This is a genomic window from Streptomyces sp. NBC_00523 (assembly GCF_036346615.1).
Taxonomy (GTDB): Bacteria; Actinomycetota; Actinomycetes; order Streptomycetales; family Streptomycetaceae; genus Streptomyces.
The window spans coordinates 251,236-275,735 of sequence record NZ_CP107837.1 but is presented as its reverse complement, the minus strand read 5'-3'; the positions used below and the strand labels follow the sequence as shown (position 1 = coordinate 275,735).

Annotated in this window: 22 protein-coding genes; 19 read left to right on the top strand and 3 right to left on the bottom strand. The window is 73.6% G+C overall.

The features are described 5' to 3' along the window. The first annotated feature begins 648 nt into the window (after positions 1-648). On the top strand, positions 649-2,886 hold the full coding sequence (gene tap, locus OHS17_RS33720) for a telomere-associated protein Tap (RefSeq protein WP_330315598.1): 2,238 nt from the start codon (positions 649-651) through the stop codon (positions 2,884-2,886). Between the two features lie 12 nt (positions 2,887-2,898). Continuing rightward, positions 2,899-3,453: a telomere-protecting terminal protein Tpg gene (gene tpg, locus OHS17_RS33715; protein WP_161211703.1), complete on the top strand. Its 555-nt coding sequence runs from the start codon at positions 2,899-2,901 to the stop codon at positions 3,451-3,453. Between the two features lie 217 nt (positions 3,454-3,670). Here the strand turns inward: tpg and OHS17_RS33710 are convergent, their stop codons facing one another. Then, a complete protein-coding gene (locus OHS17_RS33710) occupies positions 3,671-4,627 on the bottom strand; it encodes a ScbA/BarX family gamma-butyrolactone biosynthesis protein (protein ID WP_330315597.1) in 957 nt (318 codons plus the stop codon). 505 nt (positions 4,628-5,132) lie between these two features. Between OHS17_RS33710 and OHS17_RS33705 the strand changes: the two genes are divergently transcribed. From OHS17_RS33705 to OHS17_RS33670, 8 genes are all read left to right on the top strand, one after another. Continuing rightward, positions 5,133-5,717 (top strand): ScbR family autoregulator-binding transcription factor, encoded by a 585-nt coding sequence (locus OHS17_RS33705; RefSeq protein ID WP_330315596.1) that lies wholly within the window; start codon positions 5,133-5,135, stop codon positions 5,715-5,717. Positions 5,718-6,097: 380 nt separating this feature from the next. Next, positions 6,098-6,904: an AfsR/SARP family transcriptional regulator gene (locus tag OHS17_RS33700; protein ID WP_330315595.1), complete on the top strand. Its 807-nt coding sequence runs from the start codon at positions 6,098-6,100 to the stop codon at positions 6,902-6,904. Between the two features lie 62 nt (positions 6,905-6,966). Next, positions 6,967-8,982: a condensation domain-containing protein gene (locus OHS17_RS33695; RefSeq protein ID WP_330315594.1), complete on the top strand. Its 2,016-nt coding sequence runs from the start codon at positions 6,967-6,969 to the stop codon at positions 8,980-8,982. 84 nt (positions 8,983-9,066) lie between these two features. After that, positions 9,067-9,264 carry an acyl-CoA carboxylase subunit epsilon gene (locus OHS17_RS33690; protein ID WP_330315593.1) on the top strand — a complete coding sequence of 66 codons (198 nt, stop codon included), beginning with the start codon at positions 9,067-9,069 and terminating at the stop codon, positions 9,262-9,264. 40 nt (positions 9,265-9,304) lie between these two features. Then, positions 9,305-10,891, top strand: a complete 1,587-nt coding sequence (locus OHS17_RS33685) for an acyl-CoA carboxylase subunit beta (RefSeq protein WP_330315613.1) — start codon at positions 9,305-9,307, stop codon at positions 10,889-10,891. Positions 10,892-10,999: 108 nt separating this feature from the next. After that, a complete protein-coding gene (locus tag OHS17_RS33680) occupies positions 11,000-11,833 on the top strand; it encodes an AfsR/SARP family transcriptional regulator (RefSeq protein ID WP_330315592.1) in 834 nt (277 codons plus the stop codon). Positions 11,834-11,865: 32 nt separating this feature from the next. Then, complete coding sequence (locus tag OHS17_RS33675) at positions 11,866-12,504, top strand: ScbR family autoregulator-binding transcription factor (RefSeq protein ID WP_330315591.1); 639 nt, start codon at positions 11,866-11,868, stop codon at positions 12,502-12,504. A gap of 1 nt (position 12,505) precedes the next feature. Next, on the top strand, positions 12,506-13,027 hold the full coding sequence (locus OHS17_RS33670; protein ID WP_330315590.1) for an acyl carrier protein: 522 nt from the start codon (positions 12,506-12,508) through the stop codon (positions 13,025-13,027). Between the two features lie 7 nt (positions 13,028-13,034). On the opposite strand, the gene OHS17_RS33665 is transcribed toward OHS17_RS33670, so the two are convergent. Beyond that, a complete protein-coding gene (locus OHS17_RS33665) occupies positions 13,035-13,961 on the bottom strand; it encodes an AfsR/SARP family transcriptional regulator (RefSeq protein WP_330315589.1) in 927 nt (308 codons plus the stop codon). A 305-nt stretch (positions 13,962-14,266) separates the two neighbouring features. Between OHS17_RS33665 and OHS17_RS33660 the strand changes: the two genes are divergently transcribed. From OHS17_RS33660 to OHS17_RS33635, 6 genes are all read left to right on the top strand, one after another. Continuing rightward, positions 14,267-15,088, top strand: a complete 822-nt coding sequence (locus OHS17_RS33660) for an AfsR/SARP family transcriptional regulator (RefSeq protein WP_330315588.1) — start codon at positions 14,267-14,269, stop codon at positions 15,086-15,088. 94 nt (positions 15,089-15,182) lie between these two features. Beyond that, on the top strand, positions 15,183-15,938 hold the full coding sequence (locus tag OHS17_RS33655) for a thioesterase II family protein (protein ID WP_330315587.1): 756 nt from the start codon (positions 15,183-15,185) through the stop codon (positions 15,936-15,938). Then, positions 15,935-17,200: a beta-ketoacyl-[acyl-carrier-protein] synthase family protein gene (locus tag OHS17_RS33650; RefSeq protein ID WP_330315586.1), complete on the top strand. Its 1,266-nt coding sequence runs from the start codon at positions 15,935-15,937 to the stop codon at positions 17,198-17,200. Before OHS17_RS33655 ends, OHS17_RS33650 begins: the two co-directional genes overlap by 4 nt. Next, a complete protein-coding gene (locus tag OHS17_RS33645) occupies positions 17,197-18,447 on the top strand; it encodes a beta-ketoacyl synthase N-terminal-like domain-containing protein (RefSeq protein ID WP_330315585.1) in 1,251 nt (416 codons plus the stop codon). The genes OHS17_RS33650 and OHS17_RS33645 overlap by 4 nt, the downstream gene beginning before the upstream one ends. Positions 18,448-18,504: 57 nt before the next feature. Beyond that, positions 18,505-18,768, top strand: coding sequence for an acyl carrier protein (locus tag OHS17_RS33640; RefSeq protein ID WP_330315584.1), 264 nt, complete (start codon positions 18,505-18,507; stop codon positions 18,766-18,768). After that, positions 18,769-19,668 carry an MBL fold metallo-hydrolase gene (locus OHS17_RS33635; protein ID WP_330315583.1) on the top strand — a complete coding sequence of 300 codons (900 nt, stop codon included), beginning with the start codon at positions 18,769-18,771 and terminating at the stop codon, positions 19,666-19,668. It abuts the gene before it with no gap. 16 nt (positions 19,669-19,684) lie between these two features. Here the strand turns inward: OHS17_RS33635 and OHS17_RS33630 are convergent, their stop codons facing one another. Beyond that, positions 19,685-20,173 carry a nuclear transport factor 2 family protein gene (locus OHS17_RS33630; protein WP_161210568.1) on the bottom strand — a complete coding sequence of 163 codons (489 nt, stop codon included), beginning with the start codon at positions 20,171-20,173 and terminating at the stop codon, positions 19,685-19,687. Positions 20,174-20,330: 157 nt separating this feature from the next. Here OHS17_RS33630 and OHS17_RS33625 point away from each other — a divergent pair, with 157 nt between their 5' ends. From OHS17_RS33625 to OHS17_RS33615, 3 genes are read left to right on the top strand one after another with little or no spacing between them, the layout of a single operon-like run. Further along, positions 20,331-21,914 (top strand): class I adenylate-forming enzyme family protein, encoded by a 1,584-nt coding sequence (locus OHS17_RS33625; protein ID WP_330315582.1) that lies wholly within the window; start codon positions 20,331-20,333, stop codon positions 21,912-21,914. A 43-nt stretch (positions 21,915-21,957) separates the two neighbouring features. After that, positions 21,958-23,661, top strand: a complete 1,704-nt coding sequence (locus OHS17_RS33620) for an FAD-dependent oxidoreductase (RefSeq protein WP_330315581.1) — start codon at positions 21,958-21,960, stop codon at positions 23,659-23,661. Beyond that, the gene (locus OHS17_RS33615) at positions 23,658-24,452 is read left to right on the top strand and encodes an SDR family NAD(P)-dependent oxidoreductase (protein WP_330315580.1); all 795 of its coding nucleotides are present in this window, start codon (positions 23,658-23,660) and stop codon (positions 24,450-24,452) included. The genes OHS17_RS33620 and OHS17_RS33615 overlap by 4 nt, the downstream gene beginning before the upstream one ends. Positions 24,453-24,500: the final 48 nt, after the last annotated feature.

The following is a 24,500-nucleotide window of genomic DNA, read 5'->3' as shown; positions in this document are numbered from 1 at the left end:
GGCCACCCCTGGCGCGCACACCACCACGCTGTCGTCAAAGGCTGCGCGGCGACTGGCTCAGACCCGGTGAACTGCCGTGAGTCGCCGCGCGAGACCCGCAGTTCAGCTGCCATTCACTTCCCCCATCAGCGACTGAAGCGACTCAACTCGCAAAATCAGATTAGCGAAACCCACGGGGGAGTAGAGGCCCATGCGGCAGAACTGATGTGCGCATCGAAACGTGCCCGCAGCGACCCAGCGACCGGGCCCCTCCGCGGCCCGGTCTGTCGGTCGCTCCCCGCGGTGTCCGCGAACCCGCAGGTCACAGTCGTATGGCCGAAGGAAAAGCGACTGAAGCGACCGAAGCTTTCTATATATGACGCACACGCGCGCACACGCCAATGGCTGCATATATCTGACCGATGGGTCGCTTCGGTCGCTCCGCCCCCTGGTCAGGGACGTGACCTGCGGTTCTCTGTCCGAAGCTCCAGCTACCGAGCGGACTCCCGGTCGCTCCGGTCCGGTCGCCGGATGCGGGAAAACGGTCCCGTCGTCTCCAGCCGGGCTGAATCCCGGTTCCAGTGACGCCGACCGGGTATGCGCAATCCGTGTGACATCCATGAGTGTTCCATTGAGCGGTTCGATAGGGTGGCGCACGAGGTGATCGTTTTGTCCCATGAGGAGCAGCTGCTGTTCAGCGCGGTGGACGCGCTGCTGGAGCAGATCGCGCAGGACCCGCTGCCGCCGCCGGCCGAACGCAAGCGGCTGCGCGAGGCCGCGGGGCTGAGCCAGGACCAGATCGCGAAGGCGCTGAGGAGCCGCCGGGAGTCGGTCGGCAACTGGGAGTCCGGGCGCAGCGAGCCCCGGCCGCCGAAGCGCGCCGCGTACGCCCGGTTGCTTGAGGGGCTCGCCGCCCGGTATCCGGAGGAGGCGGTGGCCGCGCCGGTCGCGGAGGCTGCCGAGGCCACGGAGTCCGTCGACGTCGCCGAAACCGTCGCGCCCGCTGTCGAGGAGCCTGTCGGCCCCGCGCCTGTCGGCCCCGCGCCTGTCGGCCCCGCGCCTGTCGGCCCCGCGCCTGTCGACTCCGCGCCTGTCGACTCCGCACCCGCCGAAACAGTCGTCGCCGAAGCTGCAGTCCCTGCCGCAGGACCCGTCCCCGTGCCCCGTAAGCCCCGGGCCGACACCTCCTCCTACGAGCACGGGCCGCTCGCCGTTGTCGACGCGGACGGCGGTGAGGTGTTCGCGTACTGCGTGGGCGGGCTGGTGCTCGACGTGCCCGCCAAGTCGCTGTCCGCCCTGGTGGAATGGGCCCTGGGCGAGGGGCGCCTGGGTGCCGAGCGGCTGCACCCCAGCGGGCAGGACGCCGATCCGCTGCTCGTTCTCACCGAGGCGGCGTGCGAGCGGTTCGGGCTGCCCGTACGGCTGTCGCGGGAGGAGGGCCTGGCCGGGCGACTGCCGGAGGACCACAAGGTGCTCAAGCAGCTGGCGCGGGCGGAGTGGAAGCTGACCCGGCGCGGGTTCGGCCCGTGGGCCCGGATCTACCGGCCCGCGCGCGGTGCGCGCCGCAGTTGTCTCCAGCTCTGCATCCCGGCCTGGAACGCGCTCGACGTCCGCCACTGGAACGGCGCCGCGCAGCTCCCGCCCGCCGAACTCGTACGGCTGCTCGGCACGTACGCGTCGCGCGTGATGACGCCCCGGGGTTCCACCGCCGTCACCGGGCTGGAACTCATGACCTCGCTGCACCCGCCGACCCGGGCGAGCGCGCCCGACGCGGACGGCAAGCGGCACAGCGAGCGCAACCCCGGCTCGCTGGGCTCCGAGCCCGTCGAGTGTGCCCCCTGCGAGGCCCCCGACGGGCACCCGCTCCTCGCGGACCTGCCCCGCTTCCACCAGCGCGGCCCGGCCGAGATGCTGTTCGAGGAGGCGTACGACTGGGCGCGGCCCCTCACCGACGACGAGTGCCTGAAGCGGCATCTGGTCGGCATCGACGTCAACCTTGCCTTCGGCGCGGCCGCCAACGGGGCTGTCGTCGGCCTGGAGGCGCCCGTGCACGTGAACAGCCCCGCGTTCGACCCGGCGCTGCCCGGCTCCTGGCTGGTGGACCTGTCGCACGTCGATCCGTCGCACGTCGTGATCGGCAAGGAGTGGCGGCGGCTCGACGGGGATCTGCTGCCGAACCCGTTCACGCCGAAGGGCGACCGCCCGGAGGGGCCCGCCTGGTACGCGACGCCGACCGTGGCGTACGCGGTGGAGCTCGGCTACGAGGTTGCGCCTGTCGAGGCGTGGGTGCGACCGGCCAACGGGCGCTATCTGGACGGCTGGTACAAGCGGCTGCGTGACGCGTACGTGGCGACCATGGCCGACCTGGGCGTGGCCGACGGGCTGGCGCCCGATGCGTTCCTGGCGGCGATGGAAGGGTATCGGGACCGTGATCCGCAGCTCGCGGTCGTGCTGTCGGCGGTCAAGGCGACGGTCAAGGGCGGCATCGGCAAGCTGCGGGAGCGGCCGCGCGGCGGCGGGTGGCGGCCCGGCAAGCCGTGGCCCGCGCTGAGCCGGCCGACCTGGCGCCCCGACATCCGCGCGACCGTCATCTCGCGGGCCCGGATCAACATGCACCGCAAGATGGTCCGGCTGGCGGCCGCGACGGGCCAGTACCCGGTCGCCGTGCTCTCGGACTGCGCGGTGTACGCCTCCGACGGGCCCTCCCCGCTGGACTTCCTGCCGTACCGGGACGGCAAGCCGCTGCCCGGGGGCTTCCGGCTCGGGGTCAGCCCGGGAATGGTGAAGCACGAGGGCTCGCAGACCACGCTGTGGGCGGAGGCGGTCCGGGAGGAGTACGGTCCGGAACTCAACCTGGCCCGGTACATCAAGGACGGCGCGGTCACCGCCAAGGACGACGGAGAGTAGGGGAACCAGCCGATGAACACGGTCGGGGAAGGTCTCGACGAGGCGGTCCAGCGGGCGTTCACCCGGCCCGCGCCCAAGTCGGCCGGTGCGCAGATGCGGTATCTCGTCAAGCAGCTCAAGGGCACCAGGGCCGCCGCCGCACTCCTGGGGATCACTCAGCGCACGGTCGAGCGGTATGTGCGCGACCAGCTGAAGAAGCCCCGTCCGGAGCTGGCCGCCCGCCTGGAACGGGAGGTCAAGCGGCGCTGGCAGCCGCAGATCCAGGCGAAGGCGCGCAAGGCCGCGGCGACCACCGGGGGCATCGTCATCGACACCCGGGCCCGGTTCGGCTACACGGCGGCGCCCGGCTCCACCGACGACGCCCGGCTGCGCCATCTCACCGTGGCGCTCCCGCCGGCGTACGCGGCCCGGCTCTTCGAACTCCGGGAGCAGGGCGGCAGCGACCGCCAGCTCCAGGAGGTCGCCGCCGAGGGACTGCAGGAGATCTACTTCAAGGACGGCGGGCGCCGGGCACAGGGGCTCCTCGTGGAGTACACCGACCTGGAACACGTCGCCTTCGACCTCTGACGGGGTGTCGCGCAGAGGCCGTTGGCCACGCCTGTACGCGGAAGGCGTGGCCCTTTTGCGGGCGCAGACTTCCGCGTACAGGGGCGAGCGGGTTCTTCGGTCGCTTCGGTCGCTGTGGTGCGGCGCGTACGGGCGTAACCTGCGATTTTCTCGCACGGGTGGGTCAGCGACCCAAGGCGGTACGGGGGTGAGGTCCCGGGCGGCGGGCAGGGCCCGCCTAGTCGACCGGGCCGGTCAGCACCGAGGTGAAGACGTTCTTGCCGTCCTGGTGGCCGGTGATCTCCATCGTGACCATGTTGCCGGCTTCGCGCTCCACCCGGGTCACCTCGATCCAGCAGGGCCGGTCGAGTTCGGCGTACTGGTGGAAGTCGTTGGTGGCGGCGGCCGGGGTGAACGTCCCGGGTGCCATCACGGCGCAGGCGGCCTGGCGGGCGGCTTCGAGCAGGACCATGCCGGGCACGTGATCGCCCTTGTGGTCGAAGAGGATCGGGTGGTCGAGGTCCGGGGTGAGCAGCCAGCGCGGCCTTCCGCCGGGTGCGGAGCCGGGGACGGGGGAGAGCACCACATCCGTGGTGTACGGCCGTCCGACGACGGCCGGCGGCAGCGGATTGCGGGCCGGGTGCGGTTCGGTGACGGGCGGCAGGGCGGCGCGGTTCTGGCGTAACCGGTTGTAGACGGCCGGGGGGATCACGGAGATCTGCCCGGTGCCGCCGGCCAGCGAGCGGCCGCCCCGGCGGAGCGCGAACTCGAAGGCGACGCGGCTGGCGATGCCCCTGCGCCGGACGATGTCCGTGCACCGGGTGTCGAGGTCGAAGTCGGTGGGCCCCGAGGCGATGCGCAGGTTCTCGGGATCGGCCGTGTACGTGATGCTCGACATCACGAAGTTGTGGCCGAGCGGCACGCCCAGCTCCACGTGGGATACGTAGATGCCCGCCTGCCGGAACGTTTCCGCGATCTGGAGCGGATCGTGGCTCGTGCCGTCCTGACTCCGGAACATGGTGTGGGCGCGAGGCCATTGGCCGGTCAGCGCGAAGCTCATCCCGTCCCGGGAGTCGCATCCGGTGAGGAACACCTCCGCGACGGAGTCGCGGTGCACGTACTCCTTCGCGACCGTGCTGGTCAGCCGCGGCGCGGCCGGGAGTGCGGTTCTGGCTTCAGCGGTGGTGAGACTCATGGGGCCCCCGTCTGGACGTGAAACCTGGGTTCGGCGACGCCACTTAAGATACGGACCTACCGGTTTTCTTCAATCGGCCCAAAAGTAAAGACTTTACCAAGAGCTAAGCGTTTGCTTGAATAACAGGTTCCGTTTCGCTGCCTCCAGCGGGCATATGCGCCCTCGCAATAGGACAGAAAGATGGACATAGGGCGCATGGCGCCTCGCGTCGCTCGCGCTCCCCGCCCCGGCCGCCGGAAGAAGAAACCTATCGGGCGGTTTCTTTTGTTGGTTCACGGTGCATTTTTCGGGGAGAACGACTGGAGAAACCAACTGTTTCCAAGGTCGGAGCTCGCGAGCCCCTCGGCCGCATGCAAAATGATCAGCTGAACCCCGTGAGGCGCACGTCGCGGCACTAAACCAACCAGCCGTGCGGTTTGCTAGGGTGTGCACGAGTCAGTATGGAGAATCCTGGGTGAATCGGACGGCTTTACGCCGGTTCCCCGCCCGCCCGGAGGAGGACACGATGGTGAAGCAGGCGCGAGCGGCTGTGACGCGTCAGGCCCTCATCTCGGCCGCGGCGGAGGTCTTCGGTGCCGACGGGTACGCGATGGCGACGCTTCCGGTCATCAGCGGTCGGGCCGGGGTGAGTTCGGGCGCCCTGCACTTCCACTTCCCCAACAAGGACGCGCTTGCGACCGCCGTGGAGGACGCCGCCGCGGCGGCCGCCCTCGCGCTGACCGAGGAGACCGCGCGCACCGCCGAGGGCGGCCGGCTTCAGGAGCTCGTCGCCGCCGCGGGCCGGCTGATGGACGCGGTCACCGACGATCCGGTCGTGCGCGCGGGCTTCCGGCTGGGCGGCGACCCCTCGCGCAAGAGCGAGGCCAAGCTCCACGACTGGTGGTACGAGTGGGTGCGCAACGCCCTCGTCCAGGCCCGCGCCGACGGGGAGTTGGCCGAGGACGTCTCGGCCGAGGACGCGGCGGTGGTCATCGTGGCGGCGACGCTCGGCCTGGAAACCCTCGGCGCGGCCGACCGGTACTGGCGGTCCGCGGAACGGCTGGTCCAGCTGTGGTCGTTCGCGCTGCCGCGGCTGATCCCGGCGGAGTAGCACCGCAGTCTTGCGGGCGGGGCGCTCCCGGGTGCCTGGCCGCCGGGCCGCTGCCGCGTCTCCGGCGCGTTGCCGGCACGTCCTCGCCCGCGTCCTCACTCGCGCCCCCACCTGGCAAAACAGTCCGTGCGGTCTGGTAATTCGAACCCTCGTTGCCTCGATGCGGACCCCCTCGGGTGCTCCAACCCCCTTCTCTTTGTCCGTTTTTGGGGAAACTTATCGGATCAAGGCGGTCGTTCCTCAAGGATCGCTGGCGGTCCGCACGAGAGTAAACAGGGCGCACGGTTTGGTATTGACATACCGCTCGTGCTGTTTTTAAATCGTTCCGTCAGCAGAAGTTCCAGGCCGTCCCGGCGGCCAGGGGATGACGGGGAGACCGCGTGGACATCGACGTACTCGGCACGCTCGTCGTGCGGGAAATGGGCACTTCGATCACACCGACCGCGCCCAAGCCCCGGCAGGTGCTCGCCCTGCTGGCCCTGCACGCCGACGAGGTGGTGCCCGTGGGCACCCTCACCGAAGAGCTGTGGGGGAGCGAGCCGCCGCGCAGCGCCCGGCCCACCCTCCAGACGTACATCCTCCAGCTGCGCGAACTGATCACCGCCGCGCTCGACGAGCACGGCGACGACACCCGCACGGCCAAGGACGTCCTGCTCACCGTCCCCGGGGGCTACTTACTCAAGGGCGGCGAAGGCAGCCACGACGTGCAGGACTTCGAGCGGCTGGCCGGCATGGGGTACCGGGCCATGGACGCCGAGGACTTTCCCGAGGGCGCGCGGCTGCTGCGCGAGGCGCTGGCCCTGTGGACCGGCCCGGCACTCGCCGACGTCCACACCGGGCCGCACCTCGACACCCAGATCAAGCGGTTGGAGGAGAGTCGGCTGTGCGCCCTGGACCAGCGCATCGAGGCCGATCTCAAGCTGGGCCGCCACCGCGAACTGCTCTCCGAACTCACCGTCCTGCTCAGCAGGTACTCCACCCATGAGAGCCTGTGCGGCCAGTACATGCTGGCCCTCTACCGCTCCGGGCGGCGCGGCGAGGCGCTGGACGCCTACCAGCGGCTGCGCTCCACGCTGGTCCGCACGCTCGGGCTCGAACCCTCGCCCGCGCTGGCCAAGTTGCAGCGTTCCATCCTCATGGCCCGGCCCGAGGGCGTCGCGGGGGCGAGCGGAGTGCGGCTCGCCTGAGAGGGCAGCCGTACCGGCTGAGGGAGGGCAAGTGATGCGGCGCACGCGGGCTCAGGGCCCCGATGAGTGACGATCTGGTGCTTGCGGTGGTCCTCGCACCGGTGCCTGCCGCCTCCGGTCCGTCCGTCGAGGCGGAGCTGTGCGGCCCCCTCGACCCCGGCCCGGCCGAGGCGGTGGCGGCCCGGGTGACCCAGCGTCATGCGTACACGGTGACGGCGGAGCCGTCCGGAGCCGGGCGCCTCACCCTGCGCGTCGCGCACGCGCAGGGCGGTCCGGCCCGGCCCGGAGCCGAGGTGTTCGCCGACGTCCTGGCGCTGGCGGGCGGTGCACGCGACACCGTCACGGTGACCGGGCACCAGCAGGACCTGATCCGCGCGGCCGTCGAGGAGCCGGCGGGCGGGCACGTCGGCCAGGTCGCCTGGAACTGGACGGGGCCGGTCGACCTCGCCCGGTTCACCGCCGCCTGGCTGTCCGTCGCCGACCGGGAGACCGTCCTGCGGGCGGCCTTCGACTGGACGCACCTGCCCCGGCTGGTGCTGCACGACTGGGCCGCGATCGACGTCGCCCACCTCGCACACGGCGTCGTCTCCTGGAGCGACCTGATCGAGCGCGACCGCCTGCGCGGCTTCGCACCGCACCGCCCCGGCCTGCTGCGCGTGACCCTGATGGACGGGCCGCCCCGCCCCGGGGGCACCCGCGCGCCCACCCGGGTCCTGCTCACCTACCACCGGGCGCTGCTGGACGAGCGCGGCGTCCACCTGCTGCTGCGGGAGTTCTACCGGGCGTACGCCCGCGGGGGCGCCCTGCCCGGACGCGAGCGGCGCCCCGATGTGCGGGACCACGCCCGGTGGCTGGCCCGGCAGCGGACCGAGGGCGCCCGCGCCTACTGGGCGACGGCCACCGCGCCCCCGGAGACGGCCGCGCCCGAGGTCCCGGACGACGGGTCCCCGGCCGGGCCGCTCGGCACCGGACGCGTCCACCGGCGGCTGCGGCCGCCCCAGACCACCCGCCTGCGCACCTGGGCCGCGATGCGCGGCGCGGGGGAGTCCAGCGCCCTGCACGCCGTGTGGGCGCTGCTGCTGTACCGGGCGGCCGGTGCGGCCGGCCCGGTGCCGGTCAGCTTCGGCGTGCACCTGTCGGCCCGGGACATCCCGATGGAGGGCGCCGCGGGCATTCCGGGGCTGCTGGGCAACCCGCTGCCGATGACGGTCACCGTCGACCCCGCCGAACCGGTGGCCGGCCTTCTCGGGCAGGCGCGTGACGCCGCGCTGGACCTGGCCGTCCACGCCTGGGTGCCGGGCGACCGGGTCCGGGTCTGGACCGGCCGGAACCCCGACGCCGAACTCTTCGAGACCGGCATCGTGTTCGACAACCGGGTCGAGCTGCCCGCCGCGCTGCTGGCGGAGCTGCGCGCCCAGGACGTCGAGGTGGACGCCCCGCGCAGCATCAGCGCGCACCCCGGACTGCCGCTCACCCTCGCGGCCCGGCACGACGCGGACGGCGGGCTCGCCCTCACGGTGCGCTACGACCGACGGTGCCTGGGGGACGTGGAGGCGTCCGCGCTGCTCTCGCACTGCGTACGCCTGCTGAGGTCGTTGCCGGACCACCGCGACCCGCAGTCCGCCGTCGGCGATCTCCTCGAACTCCTCCAGGGCTTCGAGGTGCCCCGCGTGCTGCCCCGGCCGCCCGTGCCGGAGGGACCGGACATGGCGGTGCTGCGCGCCGGGGACCCGTCGGCCGACACGATCGTGCTGGTGCGGACGCCGGGTGTGCCCGTGGGCGCGTACGAGGCCCTGGTCCGTCATCACCGGGGCCCGGAACGGATCGTGAGCCTGCGGGCGGCGCGGCCGGGGGATCCCTCCGCGCTGCCCGGGCTGCGGGGTGCCGGGCGGCCGGAGGGGCCCGGGCGGCTGGTGCTGTGCGGTGCCGGGCCGGGGGGCGCTGCCGCGTACGAGATGGCCTGCGCGGCCGACGAGGGCACGGTGGCGGCCGTCGTCATGACGGGGGTCGGCAGCGGTCCGGGCTGTGCCGGCGCGCTGGCGGCGGGGCTGAAGTCCGTGCGTGCGGGGAGCCGTTGACCCGTTGCCGAGCGGTTCTCCAGTGGAGCCGGAGCGGTGCTCTAGCCGGGTGGCCGATGCTGCCGTAAACGCTGGAGGTGGGGTATGGGCGGTCCGGAAACGGCGGTGTCCGCGTTGCGCATCGAGCGCGGGCGGGCCACCGAGGAGGAGCTCGCCGCGCTCACGGTGGTGCTGCTCGCCCTGCGCGCGGACGCCGACGGGCAGCGGGAGAAGCCCCCGGCCGGGCGCGTCCCGGGGTGGAGCCCCGAGCCCGTCTACCGAGCTCCGCGCAGCTGGCGATAGTGCGGCAACGCATTCCAGGAAGGGACCTGACGACATGTCGATGACCACTTCCCCCGTCCCGGAACTGCTGGGGCAGGCCGGTCTCCGCGGCCGCGTGGCGGAACTGCGCGAGATCCACGCGGCGGCGGAGCGCGGGCCCGGTGACCGGGCGACCGAGGTGCAGCACGCCAAGGGCAAGCTGACGGCGCGTGAGCGCATCGAGCTCCTTTTCGACCCGGGTTCCTTCCATGAGGTGGAGCAGCTGCGGCGGCACCGGGCGACGGGTTTCGGCCTGGAGGCGAAGAAGCCGTACACCGATGGTGTCGTCACCGGCTGGGGTACGGTGGAGGGCCGGACGGTCTTCGTGTACGCGCACGACTTCCGGATCTTCGGCGGGGCGCTGGGTGAGGCTCACGCGACGAAGATTCACAAGATCATGGACATGGCCATCTCGGCCGGTGCGCCGCTGGTGTCCCTGAACGACGGCGCGGGCGCCCGTATCCAGGAAGGTGTCTCGGCGCTCGCGGGGTACGGCGGGATCTTCCAGCGGAACACGCGCGCCTCCGGTGTCATCCCGCAGATCTCGGTGATGCTCGGCCCGTGCGCGGGCGGTGCGGCCTACAGCCCCGCCCTGACGGACTTCGTGTTCATGGTCCGTGAGACCTCGCAGATGTTCATCACCGGTCCGGACGTCGTGAAGGCGGTCACCGGCGAGGAGATCACGCAGAACGGCCTGGGCGGCGCGGACGTCCACGCCGAGACCTCGGGCGTCGCGCACTTCGCGTACGACGACGAGGAGACCTGCATCGCCGAGGTCCGCTACCTGCTGTCCCTGCTGCCGCAGAACAACCGCGAGAACCCGCCCGTGGCACCGACCGCCGACCCGGCGGACCGTCGCTCGGACACCCTCCTCGACCTGGTGCCGGTGGACGGCAACCGCCCGTACGACATGGCGGAGGTCATCGAGGAACTGGTGGACGACGGCGAATACCTGGAGGTCCACGAGCACTGGGCGCGCAACATCATCTGCGTCCTGGCCCGGCTGGGCGGCGAGGTGGTGGGCATCGTCGCCAACCAGCCGAAGACGCTGGCCGGGGTGCTCGACATCGAGGCGTCCGAGAAGGCCGCGCGCTTCGTGCAGCTCTGCGACGCCTTCAACATCCCGATCGTGACGCTCCTCGACGTGCCAGGCTTCCTGCCCGGCGTGGACCAGGAGCACGGGGGGATCATCCGGCACGGCGCCAAACTGCTGTACGCGTACTGCAACGCCACCGTGCCCCGCATCTCGCTGATCCTGCGCAAGGCGTACGGCGGCGCCTACATCGTCATGGACAGCCAGTCCATCGGTGCGGACCTCACCTACGCCTGGCCCACCAACGAGATCGCGGTCATGGGCGCGGAGGGCGCCGCCAACGTCATCTTCCGGCGGCAGATCGCGGGGGCCGAGGACCCCGGGGCGATGCGCGCCCGCATGGTCAAGGAGTACAAGACCGAGCTCATGCACCCCTATTACGCCGCCGAGCGGGGGCTCGTGGACGACGTCATCGATCCGGCCGGGACGCGCGAGGTGCTGATCGCCTCGCTCGCGATGCTCCGTACGAAGCACGCCGACCTGCCGGCCCGCAAGCACGGAAACCCCCCGCAGTAGAGGCTCCCTTGATCCCCCTTGTAAACAGGGCACGCGGTTTGGTATTGACAAACCGCGTGTCCTGTTTTTAGCTTCGCTGATGACTCATGCGTGAAAAGGGGGAGCACCATGGACATCGAAGTACTGGGCGCGCTGGTCGTCACCGAGGGCGGGATCTCGGTCACCCCGACGGCGCCGAAGGCCCGGCAGGTACTGGCGCTCCTGGCCGTGCACGCCGACCGTGTCGTCTCCGTATCCGACCTGATCGAAGAGCTGTGGGGCGAGAACCCGCCGCGCAGCGCCCGTACCACCTTGCAGACCTACGTGTTGCAGGTGCGCGAGCTCATCGCCGCGGCTCTGGCACAGGCCCCGGGTGACGCCTCGTCGCGTACCGCCAAGGACGTCCTGGTCACCACGCCCGGCGGGTACATGCTGGACACCTCGGGCGGCACCGTCGACGTCCGGGAGTTCGAGCGGCTCGCCGGCTGCGGCTACCGCACGGGGGACGCGGGCGACTTCCCGCGCGCCGCGCGCGAACTGCGGGACGCGCTCGCGCTGTGGACCGGGTCCGCCCTCGTGGACGTACGGACGGGGCCGCGGCTGGACATGGAGATCCGGCGCCTAGAGGAGACCTGGCTGTGCGCCCTCGACCGGCGCATCGACGCCGACCTGCGCCTCGGCCGCCACCGCGAGCTGCTGAGCGAACTCACGGTCCTGGTCAGCCGCTACCGCACGCACGAGAACCTGCACGCCCACTACATGGTCGCCCTGCACCGCTCGGGCAGGCGCAGCGAAGCGCTGGACGCCTACCACCGGCTGCGGGCCAGGCTCGTCGGTGAGCTGGGGCTCGAGCCATCCGCAGGGCTGCAACGACTGCAGCGCTCCATTCTGAAGGCCGGGTCCGCACCGGCACCAGGGACGGCCGCCGCCGCCACCGGCGAGCGGCTGACCCAGGTCGGCTGAACGCAGGGGACCCACGGTCCTGGGAGGGCTGAATGCAGGAGAGGTCGGAACGCACCAGGCGACGGCTCGTCGACGCGGCGGCCGAGCTGTTCACCCGGAGCGGGTACGCGAGCGCCACGCTCGGCGAGATCGCCGCCGCCGCGGGCGTGACCAAGGGCGCGCTGTACTTCCACTTCCCGTCGAAGGAGGCGCTGGCCGACGCGGTGGCGCTGCACGGCCACACCCTGCTCGGGGCGTTCCTGGACGAGCGGCGGGCCACCGGCGACGGGCCGGTGCAGCGCCTCATCGACCTGACGCACTGGCTGACCCTGGCCCGGTGCGAGGACCCGGTCGCCCGGGCCGCGTTCCGGCTGGCCGACGACGGTGTGGCCGGTCCGGCCGGGACCGGCGGCCTGCGCCGGGCCTGGCTCGCCGAGGCCCGGCGCCTGCTGGACGAGGCCGACGCGGCCGGGGAGCTGACCGGGGACGCCCGGGACGGCGGCGCCGAGGCGCTGCTCGCCGCCCTGTTGTACGGGATCGCGCCGCCCGGTGAGGGGGCCGCCGGGGCGCGGCCGGGGGACGGCGGGGCGCTGTGGCAGTTGCTGCTGCCGGCGCTCGTGGGCCCCGGGCGGACCGGCCGCTACCGCACGGCGCCGCCGCGGCCCCGCGCCGAAGCCGTGCGGGCCGCGTGACATGTACTCCGCCTCCGCCGATGTCCTGGCCACGCTGACCGGCCTGCTGGCCGACGTCATCCGGCGCGACGCGTGCACCCTGCACCCCTGGCGGCCCTTCCCGGAGATCGGCCTGGACTCGCTGCTCGGCACGGAGTTCGTGGCGACCGTCAACGCCCGTTTCGGCACCGCCATCAAGGGCGCGGCCGTCCTGGACCACCCCAGCCTGGAGGCGTTCGCCGTGCACGTGGCGCGGGAGGCGGGGTGCGGGCCGGTCCCCGCACCCGTCGCGGCCCCGGCCGCGCCGCCGTGCCGTCTGCTGCCGTCCGCCGACGAGCTGCGTGACGAGCTGGCGCAGATCCTGGCCTGCGATCCGTGGGACCTGGACCCGTGCACCCCGTTCAGTGATCTGGGCGTCGACGCCCGGGCGGGCGCGGAGTTCATGACGGCGGTCAACCGGATGTACGGGCTGCGGGAGCGGGCCGTCGTCCTCCACGACCACCCGGACCTCACCGCACTCGCTGCCCACCTCGCCGCCGCCTGACGAGGTCCTAAGCGCCCGCCGTCGCCGCGTTCAGCCGGCGGGTCAGCTCCAGCTGCTGCCTGCCCAGCTCGTCCACCCGGCGGCGCAGCCGGTCCAGTTCGTCCAGGACGCCGGGGGCCACGAGGCCGGGGGAGTGGGTGAGCACCGACTCCAGGCGGCCGCGCAGCGCCGGGCCCGGTTCGATGCCGAGGGCGGCGACCAGGCGGCGCCGGGCGCGCTCGTACACGCCGATGGCCTCCGCCTGACGGCCACTGCGGTACAGGGCGACCATGAGCAGGTCGTAGAAGCGCTCGCGCAGCGGGTGGTCGGCGGTCAGCCGTTCCAGGTCGCCGATGCACTCGCCGTGCCGTTCGCAGCGCAGCCGCGCCTCGTACAGCGCCTCCAGCGTGGTGAGCCGCATCTCGTCCAGCCGGTCGGCCTCCGCCGCGCACACCGGTCCCCGGCGGCAGTCCTGCAGCGCCGGGCCGCGCCACAACTCCAGAGCGCCGTGCAGGATCGTGGCCGCCCGGGCCGGGTCGGTGGCGACGGCCGCCCGCCCCTCGGACGAGCGCCGGGTGAAGCGCAGGACGTCGGTGGAGGCGCCGCCCAGGTCGAGCAGGTAGCCCGTCGGCAGCGTGCTGATCCAGGCATGGCCGTAGTCGCCGGGCGCGGGCAGCAGCCGCCGCAGCCGGGCCACATGGGCCTGAAGGGCGTTCGCCGCGTTGCCGGGAGGCGCCCCGTCCCACAGCTCCGCCGCCAGCCGGTCCACGTCGAGCAGCACCCCGGCGTGGGTGACGAACGCGGCGAGCAGCGCCCGCTGCTTGGAGCCGGCCGGGACGATGTCCGCGCCCCCGGTGGCGTCGTGGACCATGACCGGGCCCAGCAGCCGGAACTCCACGGGGCTGTTCGCGGCGGCACGCGCCGCCTTCGGGCGCGGAGTGGCGAGGACGCTCATCGGGTGGCTCTCCCTCGGAATCCGGTCACGGCATGGACGGTAACGACCACCCGATGGCCGGGGGAGACCGCCCGAGCGCCCCTCCAGCCGTCGTCTGCGTGTTCTTGAGGCGGCGCTCCGGGGGGCCGCAATCAGGCCGCAATGCCTGCTTGGAGGGCTGCTCGAACGCCGATCGAGAGAATGAGGCGCACGGTGTGCCCGGGGCTAGCGTGCCTGGCGCCGACGGCTTTCGGCCACGGGGGCGAAGGCGCCGGCGCACGCGATCACGGCCGGGCCCACCCCGGCCGGTCCTTGGGGAGGCCACCGTGCGCATACAGGTTCTGGGTCCGTTGAGTGCCGAGGTCAACGGGATGTCGATCGTGCCCACCGCGGGCAAGCCGCGACAGCTCCTCGCGCTGCTCGCCTTCCATCCGGGCCGCGTCGTGCCCGTGCCCACCCTCATGGAAGAGATCTGGGGCAGCAACTCGCCGCAGAGCGCCATGACCACCCTTCAGACGTACATCCTCCAGTTACGCCGCCGGCTCGGCACCGCCATGGGGCCCGACACCCCCGGTGCCGCCAAGGAGGTCCTGGCCACCCGGCACGGCGGCTACCTGCTCCAGGTTCCGCCGGACGCCGTCGACGTGCACCGTTACGAGGAGCTGGTGACGGCCGGGCGCGGCGCCTTCGACCGGGGCGAGGACGTCCGGGCCTCGGCGCTGTTCGGCGAGGCGCTCGCCATGTGGCAGGGATCGGCGCTGGTCGATGTACGGCTGGGCCCGGTCCTCGACATCGAGGTGATGAGGCTGGAGGAGTCGCGCCTGGTCACCGTCGAACGGCGTATCGACGCGGATCTGCGCTGCGGTCGGCACACCGAGGTCCTCGCCGAGCTCACCGACCTGATCATGCGTCACCCCCAGCACGAGGGGCTGCACTCGCAGGCGATGGTCGCCCTCTACCGTTCGGGCCGCCAGGCCACCGCCCTCGACGTCTACCGGAGGCTGAGGCTGAGGCTCGTGGAGGAGCTGGGCGTCGAGCCGTCGCCGCAGATGCAGCGACTCCACCGGGCCATGCTCACGGTCGATCCGGCGCTCGACGTGCTCAGCGGGCCGCGCGGGCTGTCCACGTTCGATCTGTACGCGGCCTGAGCCGAGGTCCAGCACCGTTCGAGTGGGAGTTGCCAGGCTGCGGTCGGGGAGGGCCCAGGCCGAGGGCCCGGACTCCTACGCGAGAGGACGGCCCATGTCCGACGAACGGCCCGTACGGCTCCACTGCTTCGCGCACGCCGGAGCGGGCGTCTCCGCCTTCTACGGCTGGGGCCCGCGCCTCGGGCCCGGCGTCGAGACCGTGCCGCACCTGCTGCCCGGCCGCGAACGCCGGCGCTCCGAGCCGCGTCTCACCCGCCCCGCGGACCTGCTCGCCGACCAGCTGCCCCACTTCACCGGCGAGGGTGGCGAGGCACCGTACATCCTCTACGGGCACAGCCTCGGCGCCCTCGTCGCGTACAGCGTCACCCGGGCCCTGCACGAGGCGGGGCTCCCCGGGCCCGCGCTGCTCGTCGTCGGCGCCTGCCCGCCGCCCGACGAGCTGTCCGCCCTGGCCGACCAGTGCCGGGCGGGCGACGAGGAGTTGCTGCGCCTGCTCGGGGAGGCCAACGCCCTGCCCGCGCGCGCCCGGCCCGGCGACTTCTGGCACCAGGTCGTCCTGCCGGTGCTCCGCGACGACCTCGTCCTCGCCCACGAGCTGCGGACGGCCGCCCGCGAACCCTCGACGGCCGGGCCGCTCACGGTCCCCGTCCTCGCGGTGGCCGGTGCGGACGACCCGCTGGCGCAGCCGGAGGCCATGGCGCAGTGGCGCGCCTGGACCACCGGCCCGTTCGCCGTCCGCACCGTGCCCGGCGACCACTTCTTCCTGCGGGGCCACGACCTGCCCCGTCTGGTGGGCCGCGCCGCACGTGTGGTGCGCCGGCTCGCCCCGCAGCCGGCGGGTGTCCGATGAGGCGGGTCGTCATCACCGGTGTCGGGGTGGTCGCCCCGGGCGGCACCGGCACCGCCGCGTTCTGGTCGCTGCTGACGGAGGGCCGCACCGCCACCCGCCGCATCACCCGCTTCGACGCCACGTCGTTCCGGTCCCGGATCGCCGCCGAGGCCGACTTCGACCCCGCGCACCACGGCTTCGACGCGGGCGAGGCCCACCGCCTGGACCGGGTCGCGCAGTTCGCGCTCACCGCCGCCCGCGAGGCCGTCGCCGACAGCGGCATCGACCTGGCGGCCGGGGGCGAGCGCACCGGCGTCTCCCTGGGCACCGCGGTCGGGTGCAGCAGCGGGCTCGACGAGGTGTACGCGCAGGTCAGCGAGGGCGGCGCACACTGGCTGCTGGACCCGGGCCGCGCGGAGGAACGGCTCGGCGACTACCTCGTGCCGAGCTCCGTGGCCGCCGAGGTCGCCCGGGACGCCGGGGCGCTCGGCCCCGTCGCCGTCGTCTCCACCGGGTGCACCTCCGGCCTGGACTCGCTCGGGCACGCCGCGGAGCTCATCCGCGAGGGCAGCGCCGATGTGATGCTGGCCGGGGCGTCCGAGGCGCCGATCACCCCGATCACCCTGGCCTCCTTCGACGCGATCCGGGCCACCTCCGCGCGCAACGACGAGCCGGAGACGGCCTCGCGCCCCTTCGACCGGACCCGGGGCGGCTTCGTCCTCGGCGAGGGCAGCGCCGTACTCGTCCTCGAGGAGTACACGCACGCGGTACGCAGGGGGGCGCACGTGTACGCGGAGATCGCGGGGTTCGCCAGCCGCTCGAACGCCTACCACATGACCGGACTGCGCCTGGACGGGCGGGAGATGGCGGAGGCCGTCCGGATCGCCCTGGACGAGGCGCGGCTCGACCCGACCGCCGTGGACTACGTCAACGCGCACGGCTCGGGCACGAAGCAGAACGACAAGCACGAGACGGCCGCCTTCAAGGCGAGCCTGGGCGAGCACGCCTACCGGGTGCCCGTCAGCTCCATCAAGTCGATGATCGGGCACTCGCTCGGCGCGATCGGCTCCCTGGAGATCGCCGCGTGCGCGCTGGCCATCGAGCACGACACCGTGCCGCCCACCGCCAATCTGCACGAGCCCGACCCGAGCTGCGACCTCGACTACGTACCGCTCGTCGCCCGCGAGCAGCGCACCGACACCGTGCTCAGCGTCGGCAGCGGATTCGGCGGCTTCCAGAGCGCGATGGTGCTCACCGCACCCCGGACGGAGGCACGCCGATGACCGCCCCGGCACCGACGGCCGCCCCCGCCCGTACCGCGACCGCGGCCGTCACCGGCATCGGGATCGCCGCACCCGGCGGCGTCGGCACCGAGACCTGGTGGTCGGCGGTTCTGCGCGGGCACCGCGCGATCGGCCCCGTGACCCGCTTCGACGCCTCCGGCTACCCGGCCGTCCTCGCCGGTGAGGTCACCGGCTTCGAGGACGCGGCGCACGTGCCGGCCAAGCTGCTGCCGCAGACCGACCGGGTGACCCGGCTCGCCCTCGCGGCGGCGGCCGAGGCCATCACCGCTGCGGACATCGACCCGTCGGCCCTGCCCGAGTACGGCATGGGCGTCGTCACCGCCAACGGCGCGGGCGGCTTCGAGTTCGGCCAGCGCGAGCTGCAGGAGCTGTGGAGCAAGGGCAGCCGGTACGTCGGCGCCTTCCAGTCCTTCGCCTGGTTCTATGCCGCCAACTCCGGGCAGATCTCCATCCGGCACGGGCTGCGCGGACCCAGCGGTGTCGTCGTCTCCGAGCAGGCGGGCGGCCTCGACGCGATGGCCCAGGCCCGGCGCCAGCTGCGCCAGGGCGGCCGGGCCGTCCTCACCGGCGGCTTCGACGCGACGGTGTGCCCGTGGGGCTTCACCGCCCAGCTGGCCGCCGGGGGCCTGAGCACCCGGCGCGACCCGGCCGACGCCTACCTGCCGTTCTCCGCCGACGCCTCCGGGCACGTCGTGGGGGAGGGCGGCGCCCTGCTCGTCGTGGAGGACGGCGACGCCGCGCACGCCAGGGGAGCGCGCGTCCTCGGCACCGTCGAGGGCTGCGCCGCCACCTTCGACCCGGCGCCCGGACGCGGCGCGCCCCGGCTGCTCGACGCCGCACGCCTCGCCCTCGCCGACGCCGGGACCGACGCGGCCGACGTGGACGTGGTCTTCGCGGACGCCGCCGGGGACCGGGACGCCGACCGCGCCGAGGCCGCCGCGCTCACCGAGCTCTTCGGCCCGTACGGGGTGCCGGTGACGGCCCCGAAGTCGCTGTTCGGGCGCCTTGGTTCGGGCGGGTCCGCCCTCGATCTGGCGGCGGCCCTGCTCGCCCTGCGCGACCAGGTCGTCCCGCCGGGCGCACCGGTCGGCCGGCTCGCCGACGACTGCCCGGTGGACCTGGTGACCGGCGCGCCCCGCCCGGCACGGCTGCGGCACGCGCTGGTCCTCGCCCGGGGCCGGGGCGGCTTCAACGCGGCTGCGGTCGTACGCGCGCCGCGCGCGTGAGCGCCGTACACCTCTGAGCACCACCCGAACGCACACCCGTACCAGGAGGGGAACACCGTGGACCGCCTGAACCTGACCGACCTTGCCGCCCTGCTGCGCGACGCCGCCGGCAGCGACGAGGGCGTGCCGCTTGACGAGGCCGCCCTTGACACCCTCTTTCTCGACCTGGGCTACGACTCGCTGGCCCTGCTCCAGGTCACCGGCATCGTGGAGCGCGACCACGACGTGGCCTTGGACGAGGAGGCGCTGGACGAGGCGCAGACCCCGCGCGCGTACCTGGACCTCGTCAACGGGGCGCCGGACGCCCGGTCGGCGGCCTGAATGACGGACGGCCGGCTCACCGAGATCGCCGACGGTGTCCACGCCCACCTCCAGGGCGACGGCGGCTGGTGTCTGAACAACTCCGGGCTGCTCGCCGACGGCGGTGAGAGCGCCCTGGTCGACACCGTCGCCACCCTGGACCGGGCCCGCGCCCTGCGCGCCCGGGTCCTGGCGGTGACGGCCGGGCCGCCCCGGTACCTGGTCAACACGCACTTCCACGGCGATCACACCTTCGGCAACTGCGTCTTCCCGGAGGCGGTCGTCGTCGGCCACGCGCGGGCCCGGGACGAGGCCGCCGCGGCGGGGCTGCACCTGACGGGGCTCTGGCCCGAAGTGCGCTGGGGGGACCTGGAAGTCGTCGTCCCGCAGGTCACCTTCGAGGAGCGGATGACGCTGTACGTGGGGGAGCTGCGGGCCGAACTCCTGCACGTGGGGCCCGCGCACACCTGCGGCGACACCGTGGTGTGGCTGCCGGGGCCGCGCGTCCTTTTCGCCGGTGACGTGGTGATGAACGGCGTCACCCCGTTCTGCCCCATGGGCTCGGTCAGCGGCTCGCTGCGCGCCCTCGCCGCCCTGCGCGCCCTGGAACCGCTCACGGTCGTCCCCGGGCACGGGCCCGTCGGCGGCCCGGAACTCCTCGACGCCGACGCGGCGTACTTCCGCCGCCTCCAGGAGCTCGCCCGCGCGGGCGTCGCCGCCGGGCTGACCCCGTACGACGTCGCCCGGGAGGCCGGGCCCGGCCCGTACGCCGGGCTCCTGGACTCCGAGCGGCTGGTGCCCAATCTGCACCGGGCGTACGCGGAGGAGCGCGGCGCCCTCCCGGGCGCGCCCCTCGACATCGGGGCGCTGTTCCAGGAGATGGCGCGGTACCACGGCGGTCTGCCGGTCTGCCGCGCCTGACGCCTCCGCGCACCCCTCAGACGAGCACCGGGGCCGGGTAGCCGGCCGTGAGGTCGTCCCGCGACACCACGCGGCTGCGGACCCGCAGCCGGCCCCGGCAGCGCACCAGTTCGTCCGCCATCACACAGAACCGCGACACCACCGGCACACCGCCCCGGGGCGTCGCGAAGACCAGGGCGTAGGCGCGGGTGTGCAGGACGCCGCCGGGGCGGACGTCCACGTCGAGCATGCCGATCCAGTGGCGCAGCTGCCCGCCCTCGCGCTCCTGCCGGGCCCGGTTGTGGTGGACGTTGGCGGCCAGCTCCGCGCGTCCGTGCACCGGGCTGTCCAGCGTGGGCACGCTGAACACGGCGTCCTCGGTGAAGGTGGCGGCCCAGCGCTCGGCCTCGTGCCGGTCGAAGAGCTGCATCTGGTGGGCGTAGAACTGCTGCACCTCGGCGTACAGCGAACCAAATTCCGAGGTGTCCGGCGCGTGTCCGGTGAGGTGCGTGGTGTCGGCCGTCATGGTGTCTTCCTTTTCCTCCGCAGGGGTCTTCGGGCGGTTCTCCGTCACCTTCCGTGGTGCTGATCGAGCGCTCTTCGAAGATTCCTCAAGCGCACCGGCGGAGGGTGAAGGCAATCCGGAGGTAAAGGCCGCCGGTGGACGACGGAAGGGGACCCCGGTGCGCGACACCCCGTACAGCGACCTCCCGGTGGACGGACTGCTGCGGCGCGCCGCGCGGCGCGACCCCGACGGCACCGCCGTGCGCACCGCGACCCGCGTGCTGCGCTTCGCCGAACTCGACGCCTACGCCGACCGGATCGCCGGCTGGCTCTCCTCGGCGGGCGCCGGCCGCGGCACCCGGGTCGGGGTCACCCACACCCTCACCCCGGAGTTCGCCGCCGCGTACCACGGGGTCATGCGGGCCGGGGCCACCGTCGTGCTGGTCAACCCGCTGCTCCCGCCGGAGGGGCTGCACCACGTGCTCGGCACCTCGGGCGCCGAGATCGTCCTCGCGCCCGCCGCCACCGCCGCGTCCCTCACGCGGATCGCGCCCGGGCTGCCCGCCCTGCGCACCGTCGTGGTCGTGGACGCCCCCCACGGGCGAGCGCCCGCCGGAACCGTCCCCCTGCACGAGCTGATCGCCGGGGCGCGGCCGTACGCCGGGCCCGCCGCTTCGCCGGACGACGTGGCGTGCGTGCAGTTCACCACTGGGACCACCGGCGCCCCCAAGGGCGTCCTGCTGACCCATCGCAACGTCGTCGCCAACGCCTGGCAGACCGCCGACGCGCACGGCCTGACGGATGCGTCGGTGACCCTCAACCACCTGCCGCTCTACCACGTCATGCACCTGAACTCGGCCCTGTACGCGGGTGCGTGCCAGGTCCTCTGCCAGGACCCGGACCCCTACGCCTCGCTCGGCGCCGCCGCCGACGCGGGGGCCACGCACTACTACGGGCTGCCCGCCCGGCTGCACGTCCTGGCCGCCGACGAGCGCCTGGCGGCGGGCGGTGCGCCGGACGGGCTGCGGCTGACCGCCGTGCTCTCCGGCGGATCGGCGCTGCGGCCGCAGACGGCGCGGGCCCTGGAGGAACGGCTCGGTGTGCCCGTCATCCAGGGCTACGGCATGGCCGAGCTGTCCCCGCTCACCCACAGCCAGCGGCCCGGCCGCTACCGGTCCGGCACCGTCGGCTCCGTTGTCGCGGACACCGAGTGCCGCATCGTGGACCTGACGACCCGGCGCCCGCTCGGCCCCTGGTCGGTCGGCGAGGTCCTGGTGCGCGGGCCGCAGCTGATGGCCGGTTACCTGGGCGAGGAGCACCCCGCCCGGGTCGACGCGGACGGCTTCTTCGCCACCGGGGACGTCGGCCGCCTGGACGACGAGGGCAACCTCAGCCTGGTCGACCGGCTCGCCGACGTCTTCAAGTACGACAACGAGATCGTCTCGCCCAGCCGCATCGAGCGGATCCTCGCCGACGACCCCCGGGTCGCCGACTGCCTGGTCGCGGACTGGCCCGACCCCGAGCACGGGGCCCTGGTCTGGGCCGGGATCGTGCTGCGCGAGGACGCGGGGGTGGAGGGGGACTCGTACGGCCACGGCGTGCTCGACGTGCTGGACGCGATCACCGAGCGCGCCAACGACCGCCTCGGCCGCTTCGAGCAGATCCGCTTCGCCGAGGCGATCGACACCGTGCCGCGCACGCCCACCGGGAAGCCCCGGCGGCGCGCCGTGCGGCAGAAGCTGCGGGCCAGCGCGGCGCTGTGACCGCCCGACCATCCGTTCCGCCACCCACCCCGGGAGACCGATCATGGTGAACTCCGGCACGGAGCCGGCCGCCCCGCCGCAGGTGCTGATCGCGGGCGCCGGCCCCGTCGGCCTGACCGCCGCCCACGAACTGGCCCGCCGCGGCCTGCGGGTCCGCCTCGTCGACGCGGCCCCAGGACCCGCGCGCACCAGCCGCGCCGTCGCCACGCACCCGCGCACCCTGGAGACGTACGACCAGATGGGCGTCGTGGACGCCATGCTCGCCCGGGGCCGCCGGAACGCCGCCTTCACCATGTACGCCGAGGGCCGCCGCCTGGTCCGCCTCCAGGCCGACTACGCGTCGATGCCCACCGCGTACCCCTTCACGCTGATCATCGGCCAGACCGACACGGAGGCCGTGCTGCGCGAGGCGGTGGCCCGGCTCGGCGTCGCCATCGAGTGGGGCGTCCGGCTCACCGGCCTCGACCAGCACCCGGACGGGGTGCGCGTGACGCTGGAGGACGCCGGCGGCGCCCGGAGCACCGAAGACGTCTCCTGGCTCGTCGGATGCGACGGCGGCCACAGCACCGTCCGCAAGCTCCTCGGCCTCGAACTCGCCGGCACCAGCAGCGAGACCTGGATGCTCGCCGACGTGCCCGTCACGATGGACCTGCCGCCCGACACCATCTACTGGGCGCACACCGGCGGACAGGCCCTGATGATGGTGCCGTACGCGCGCGAGGGCCACTGGCGCCTCCTCGACACCGTGCCGGACCGCGACCCCGCCGGTGCCGAGGCACGTCTCGGCGCGAAGCTGTCCAAGGGCCTGGGCCGTCAGGTCGCCGTCGGTCCCAGCGAGTGGACGTCCGTCTTCACGTTCCAGCAGCGCAGGGTCGACCGGATGCGCGACGGCCGGGTCTTCGTCGCGGGCGACGCCGCCCATGTGCACAGCCCCGCCTCGGGCCAGGGCATGAACACCGGCATCCAGGAGGCGTACAACCTCGCCTGGAAGCTCGCCCAGGTCGAACAGGGCCATGCGGCGGACCGGTTGCTCGACAGCTACGGCGCCGAGCGCGTGCCCATCGGCGCCGCCCTGCTCGACTCCACCCGCACCGCCACCGTCCTGGTGCAGCTGAAGAACCTGCTCGCCGCGGCCGTGCTGCCTGTCGTCTTCACCGTCGTACGCAACGTCACCCCGCTGCGCCGCGCCATTCAGCGCAAGGTCCTCGGCGGGATGTCCGGGCTGCGCATCGGCTACGGCGACTCGCCGCTCACCACCGCGGGGGCCGCCGCCACCGGGCCCGCCCCGGGCGGCCGCGCCAGGGCCGTCGCGCTGGACGGCCTGGAGCCCACCGTGCGCGAGGCGTTCGCCGCCGAGCTGCGGGACGTGCGGTGGAGCCTGCTGCTCGGGGCGGGCGGCTCCGGACCCGGCGACGTGCCCGTGGGCGTCGCCGTCACCGCGGCCGCCCAGTACGCCGAATGGCTCTCCGTGCGCACCCTCGGCGGCCGCGCCGACGGCTCCGAAGGCCCCGCGCCGCTCGCCGACCCCGGCGCCGCGCTGCGCACCGCGCTCGGCCTGCGCCCCGGCTCCTGGCTCCTGGTGCGCCCCGACGGATACGTCGCCGCGCGCGGCCCGGTGCTCAGCCGGACCGCGCTCGACCGCGCCTTGGCCCCCGTCGGGCCGTCCGCCCCGCTCGCGCTGCCGGCCCGTGTGGAGCCGCGCGCCGTTTCCGTACACCCGGCCACGACGAAGGAGCACCGCTCATGACCGCCACCTCCGAGAACCGTCCCGTCGCCCTGGTGACCGGCGGTACCAGCGGCATCGGCCTGGAAGTGGTCCGTACGCTCGGCCGCGCCGGACACCGCGTCTTCCTGTGCGCCCGCACCGACGCGGCCGTCAAGGAGACCGTCGACGCCCTGCGCGACGAGGGCCTCGACGTCTCCGGGCAGGCCGCCGACGTGCGGTCCCGCGAGGACGTCGCCGCCCTGGTGCGCGCCGCCGTCACCGCGTACGGGCCGCTCACCGTCCTCGTCAACAACGCCGGGCGCAGCGGGGGCGGGGTGACCGCCGAGCTGACCGACGAGCTCTGGTACGACGTCATCGACACCAACCTCAACAGCGTGTTCCTGGTGACCCGCGAGGCCCTGGCGAACGGCGGGCTCCAGGACGCCGCCGCCCGGGGGCGGATCATCAACATCGCCTCCACCGCCGGAAAGCAGGGCGTCCTGCTCGGCGCCCCGTACAGCGCCTCCAAGCACGGCGTCGTCGGCTTCACCAAGGCGCTCGGCCGCGAGCTGGCACCGACCGGGGTCACCGTCAACGCCGTCTGCCCCGGCTACGTCGAGACCGCGATGGCCCAGCGGGTGCGCGCGGGATACGCCGCCGCCTGGGACACCACCGACGAGGACGTCCTCGCCCGGTTCGAGGCGAAGATCCCCCTCGGGCGCTACTCCACCCCGGAGGAGGTCGCGGCCCTGGTCGGCTACCTGGCGTCCGGGCCCGCAGCCTCCATCACGGCGCAGGCCCTCAACGTCTGCGGCGGCCTGGGCAACTTCTGACCCTCCCGGACCGCCCGCGCCGCGCGGGCGGGTCCACGAACAACCGAG

What these genes read in the sequence shown, in the direction of transcription:
- tpg (WP_161211703.1), top strand. Translation starts at nt 2,899, where the DNA reads ATGAACACGGTCGGGGAAGGTCTCGACGAGGCGGTCCAGCGGGCGTTC.
- OHS17_RS33710 (WP_330315597.1), bottom strand. Translation starts at nt 4,627, where the DNA reads ATGAGTCTCACCACCGCTGAAGCCAGAACCGCACTCCCGGCCGCGCCG.
- OHS17_RS33705 (WP_330315596.1), top strand. Translation starts at nt 5,133, where the DNA reads ATGGTGAAGCAGGCGCGAGCGGCTGTGACGCGTCAGGCCCTCATCTCG.
- OHS17_RS33695 (WP_330315594.1), top strand. Translation starts at nt 6,967, where the DNA reads ATGAGTGACGATCTGGTGCTTGCGGTGGTCCTCGCACCGGTGCCTGCC.
- OHS17_RS33690 (WP_330315593.1), top strand. Translation starts at nt 9,067, where the DNA reads ATGGGCGGTCCGGAAACGGCGGTGTCCGCGTTGCGCATCGAGCGCGGG.
- OHS17_RS33685 (WP_330315613.1), top strand. Translation starts at nt 9,305, where the DNA reads ATGACCACTTCCCCCGTCCCGGAACTGCTGGGGCAGGCCGGTCTCCGC.
- OHS17_RS33680 (WP_330315592.1), top strand. Translation starts at nt 11,000, where the DNA reads ATGGACATCGAAGTACTGGGCGCGCTGGTCGTCACCGAGGGCGGGATC.
- OHS17_RS33675 (WP_330315591.1), top strand. Translation starts at nt 11,866, where the DNA reads ATGCAGGAGAGGTCGGAACGCACCAGGCGACGGCTCGTCGACGCGGCG.
- OHS17_RS33670 (WP_330315590.1), top strand. Translation starts at nt 12,506, where the DNA reads ATGTACTCCGCCTCCGCCGATGTCCTGGCCACGCTGACCGGCCTGCTG.
- OHS17_RS33665 (WP_330315589.1), bottom strand. Translation starts at nt 13,961, where the DNA reads ATGAGCGTCCTCGCCACTCCGCGCCCGAAGGCGGCGCGTGCCGCCGCG.
- OHS17_RS33655 (WP_330315587.1), top strand. Translation starts at nt 15,183, where the DNA reads ATGTCCGACGAACGGCCCGTACGGCTCCACTGCTTCGCGCACGCCGGA.
- OHS17_RS33650 (WP_330315586.1), top strand. Translation starts at nt 15,935, where the DNA reads ATGAGGCGGGTCGTCATCACCGGTGTCGGGGTGGTCGCCCCGGGCGGC.
- OHS17_RS33645 (WP_330315585.1), top strand. Translation starts at nt 17,197, where the DNA reads ATGACCGCCCCGGCACCGACGGCCGCCCCCGCCCGTACCGCGACCGCG.
- OHS17_RS33635 (WP_330315583.1), top strand. Translation starts at nt 18,769, where the DNA reads ATGACGGACGGCCGGCTCACCGAGATCGCCGACGGTGTCCACGCCCAC.
- OHS17_RS33630 (WP_161210568.1), bottom strand. Translation starts at nt 20,173, where the DNA reads ATGACGGCCGACACCACGCACCTCACCGGACACGCGCCGGACACCTCG.
- OHS17_RS33620 (WP_330315581.1), top strand. Translation starts at nt 21,958, where the DNA reads ATGGTGAACTCCGGCACGGAGCCGGCCGCCCCGCCGCAGGTGCTGATC.
- OHS17_RS33615 (WP_330315580.1), top strand. Translation starts at nt 23,658, where the DNA reads ATGACCGCCACCTCCGAGAACCGTCCCGTCGCCCTGGTGACCGGCGGT.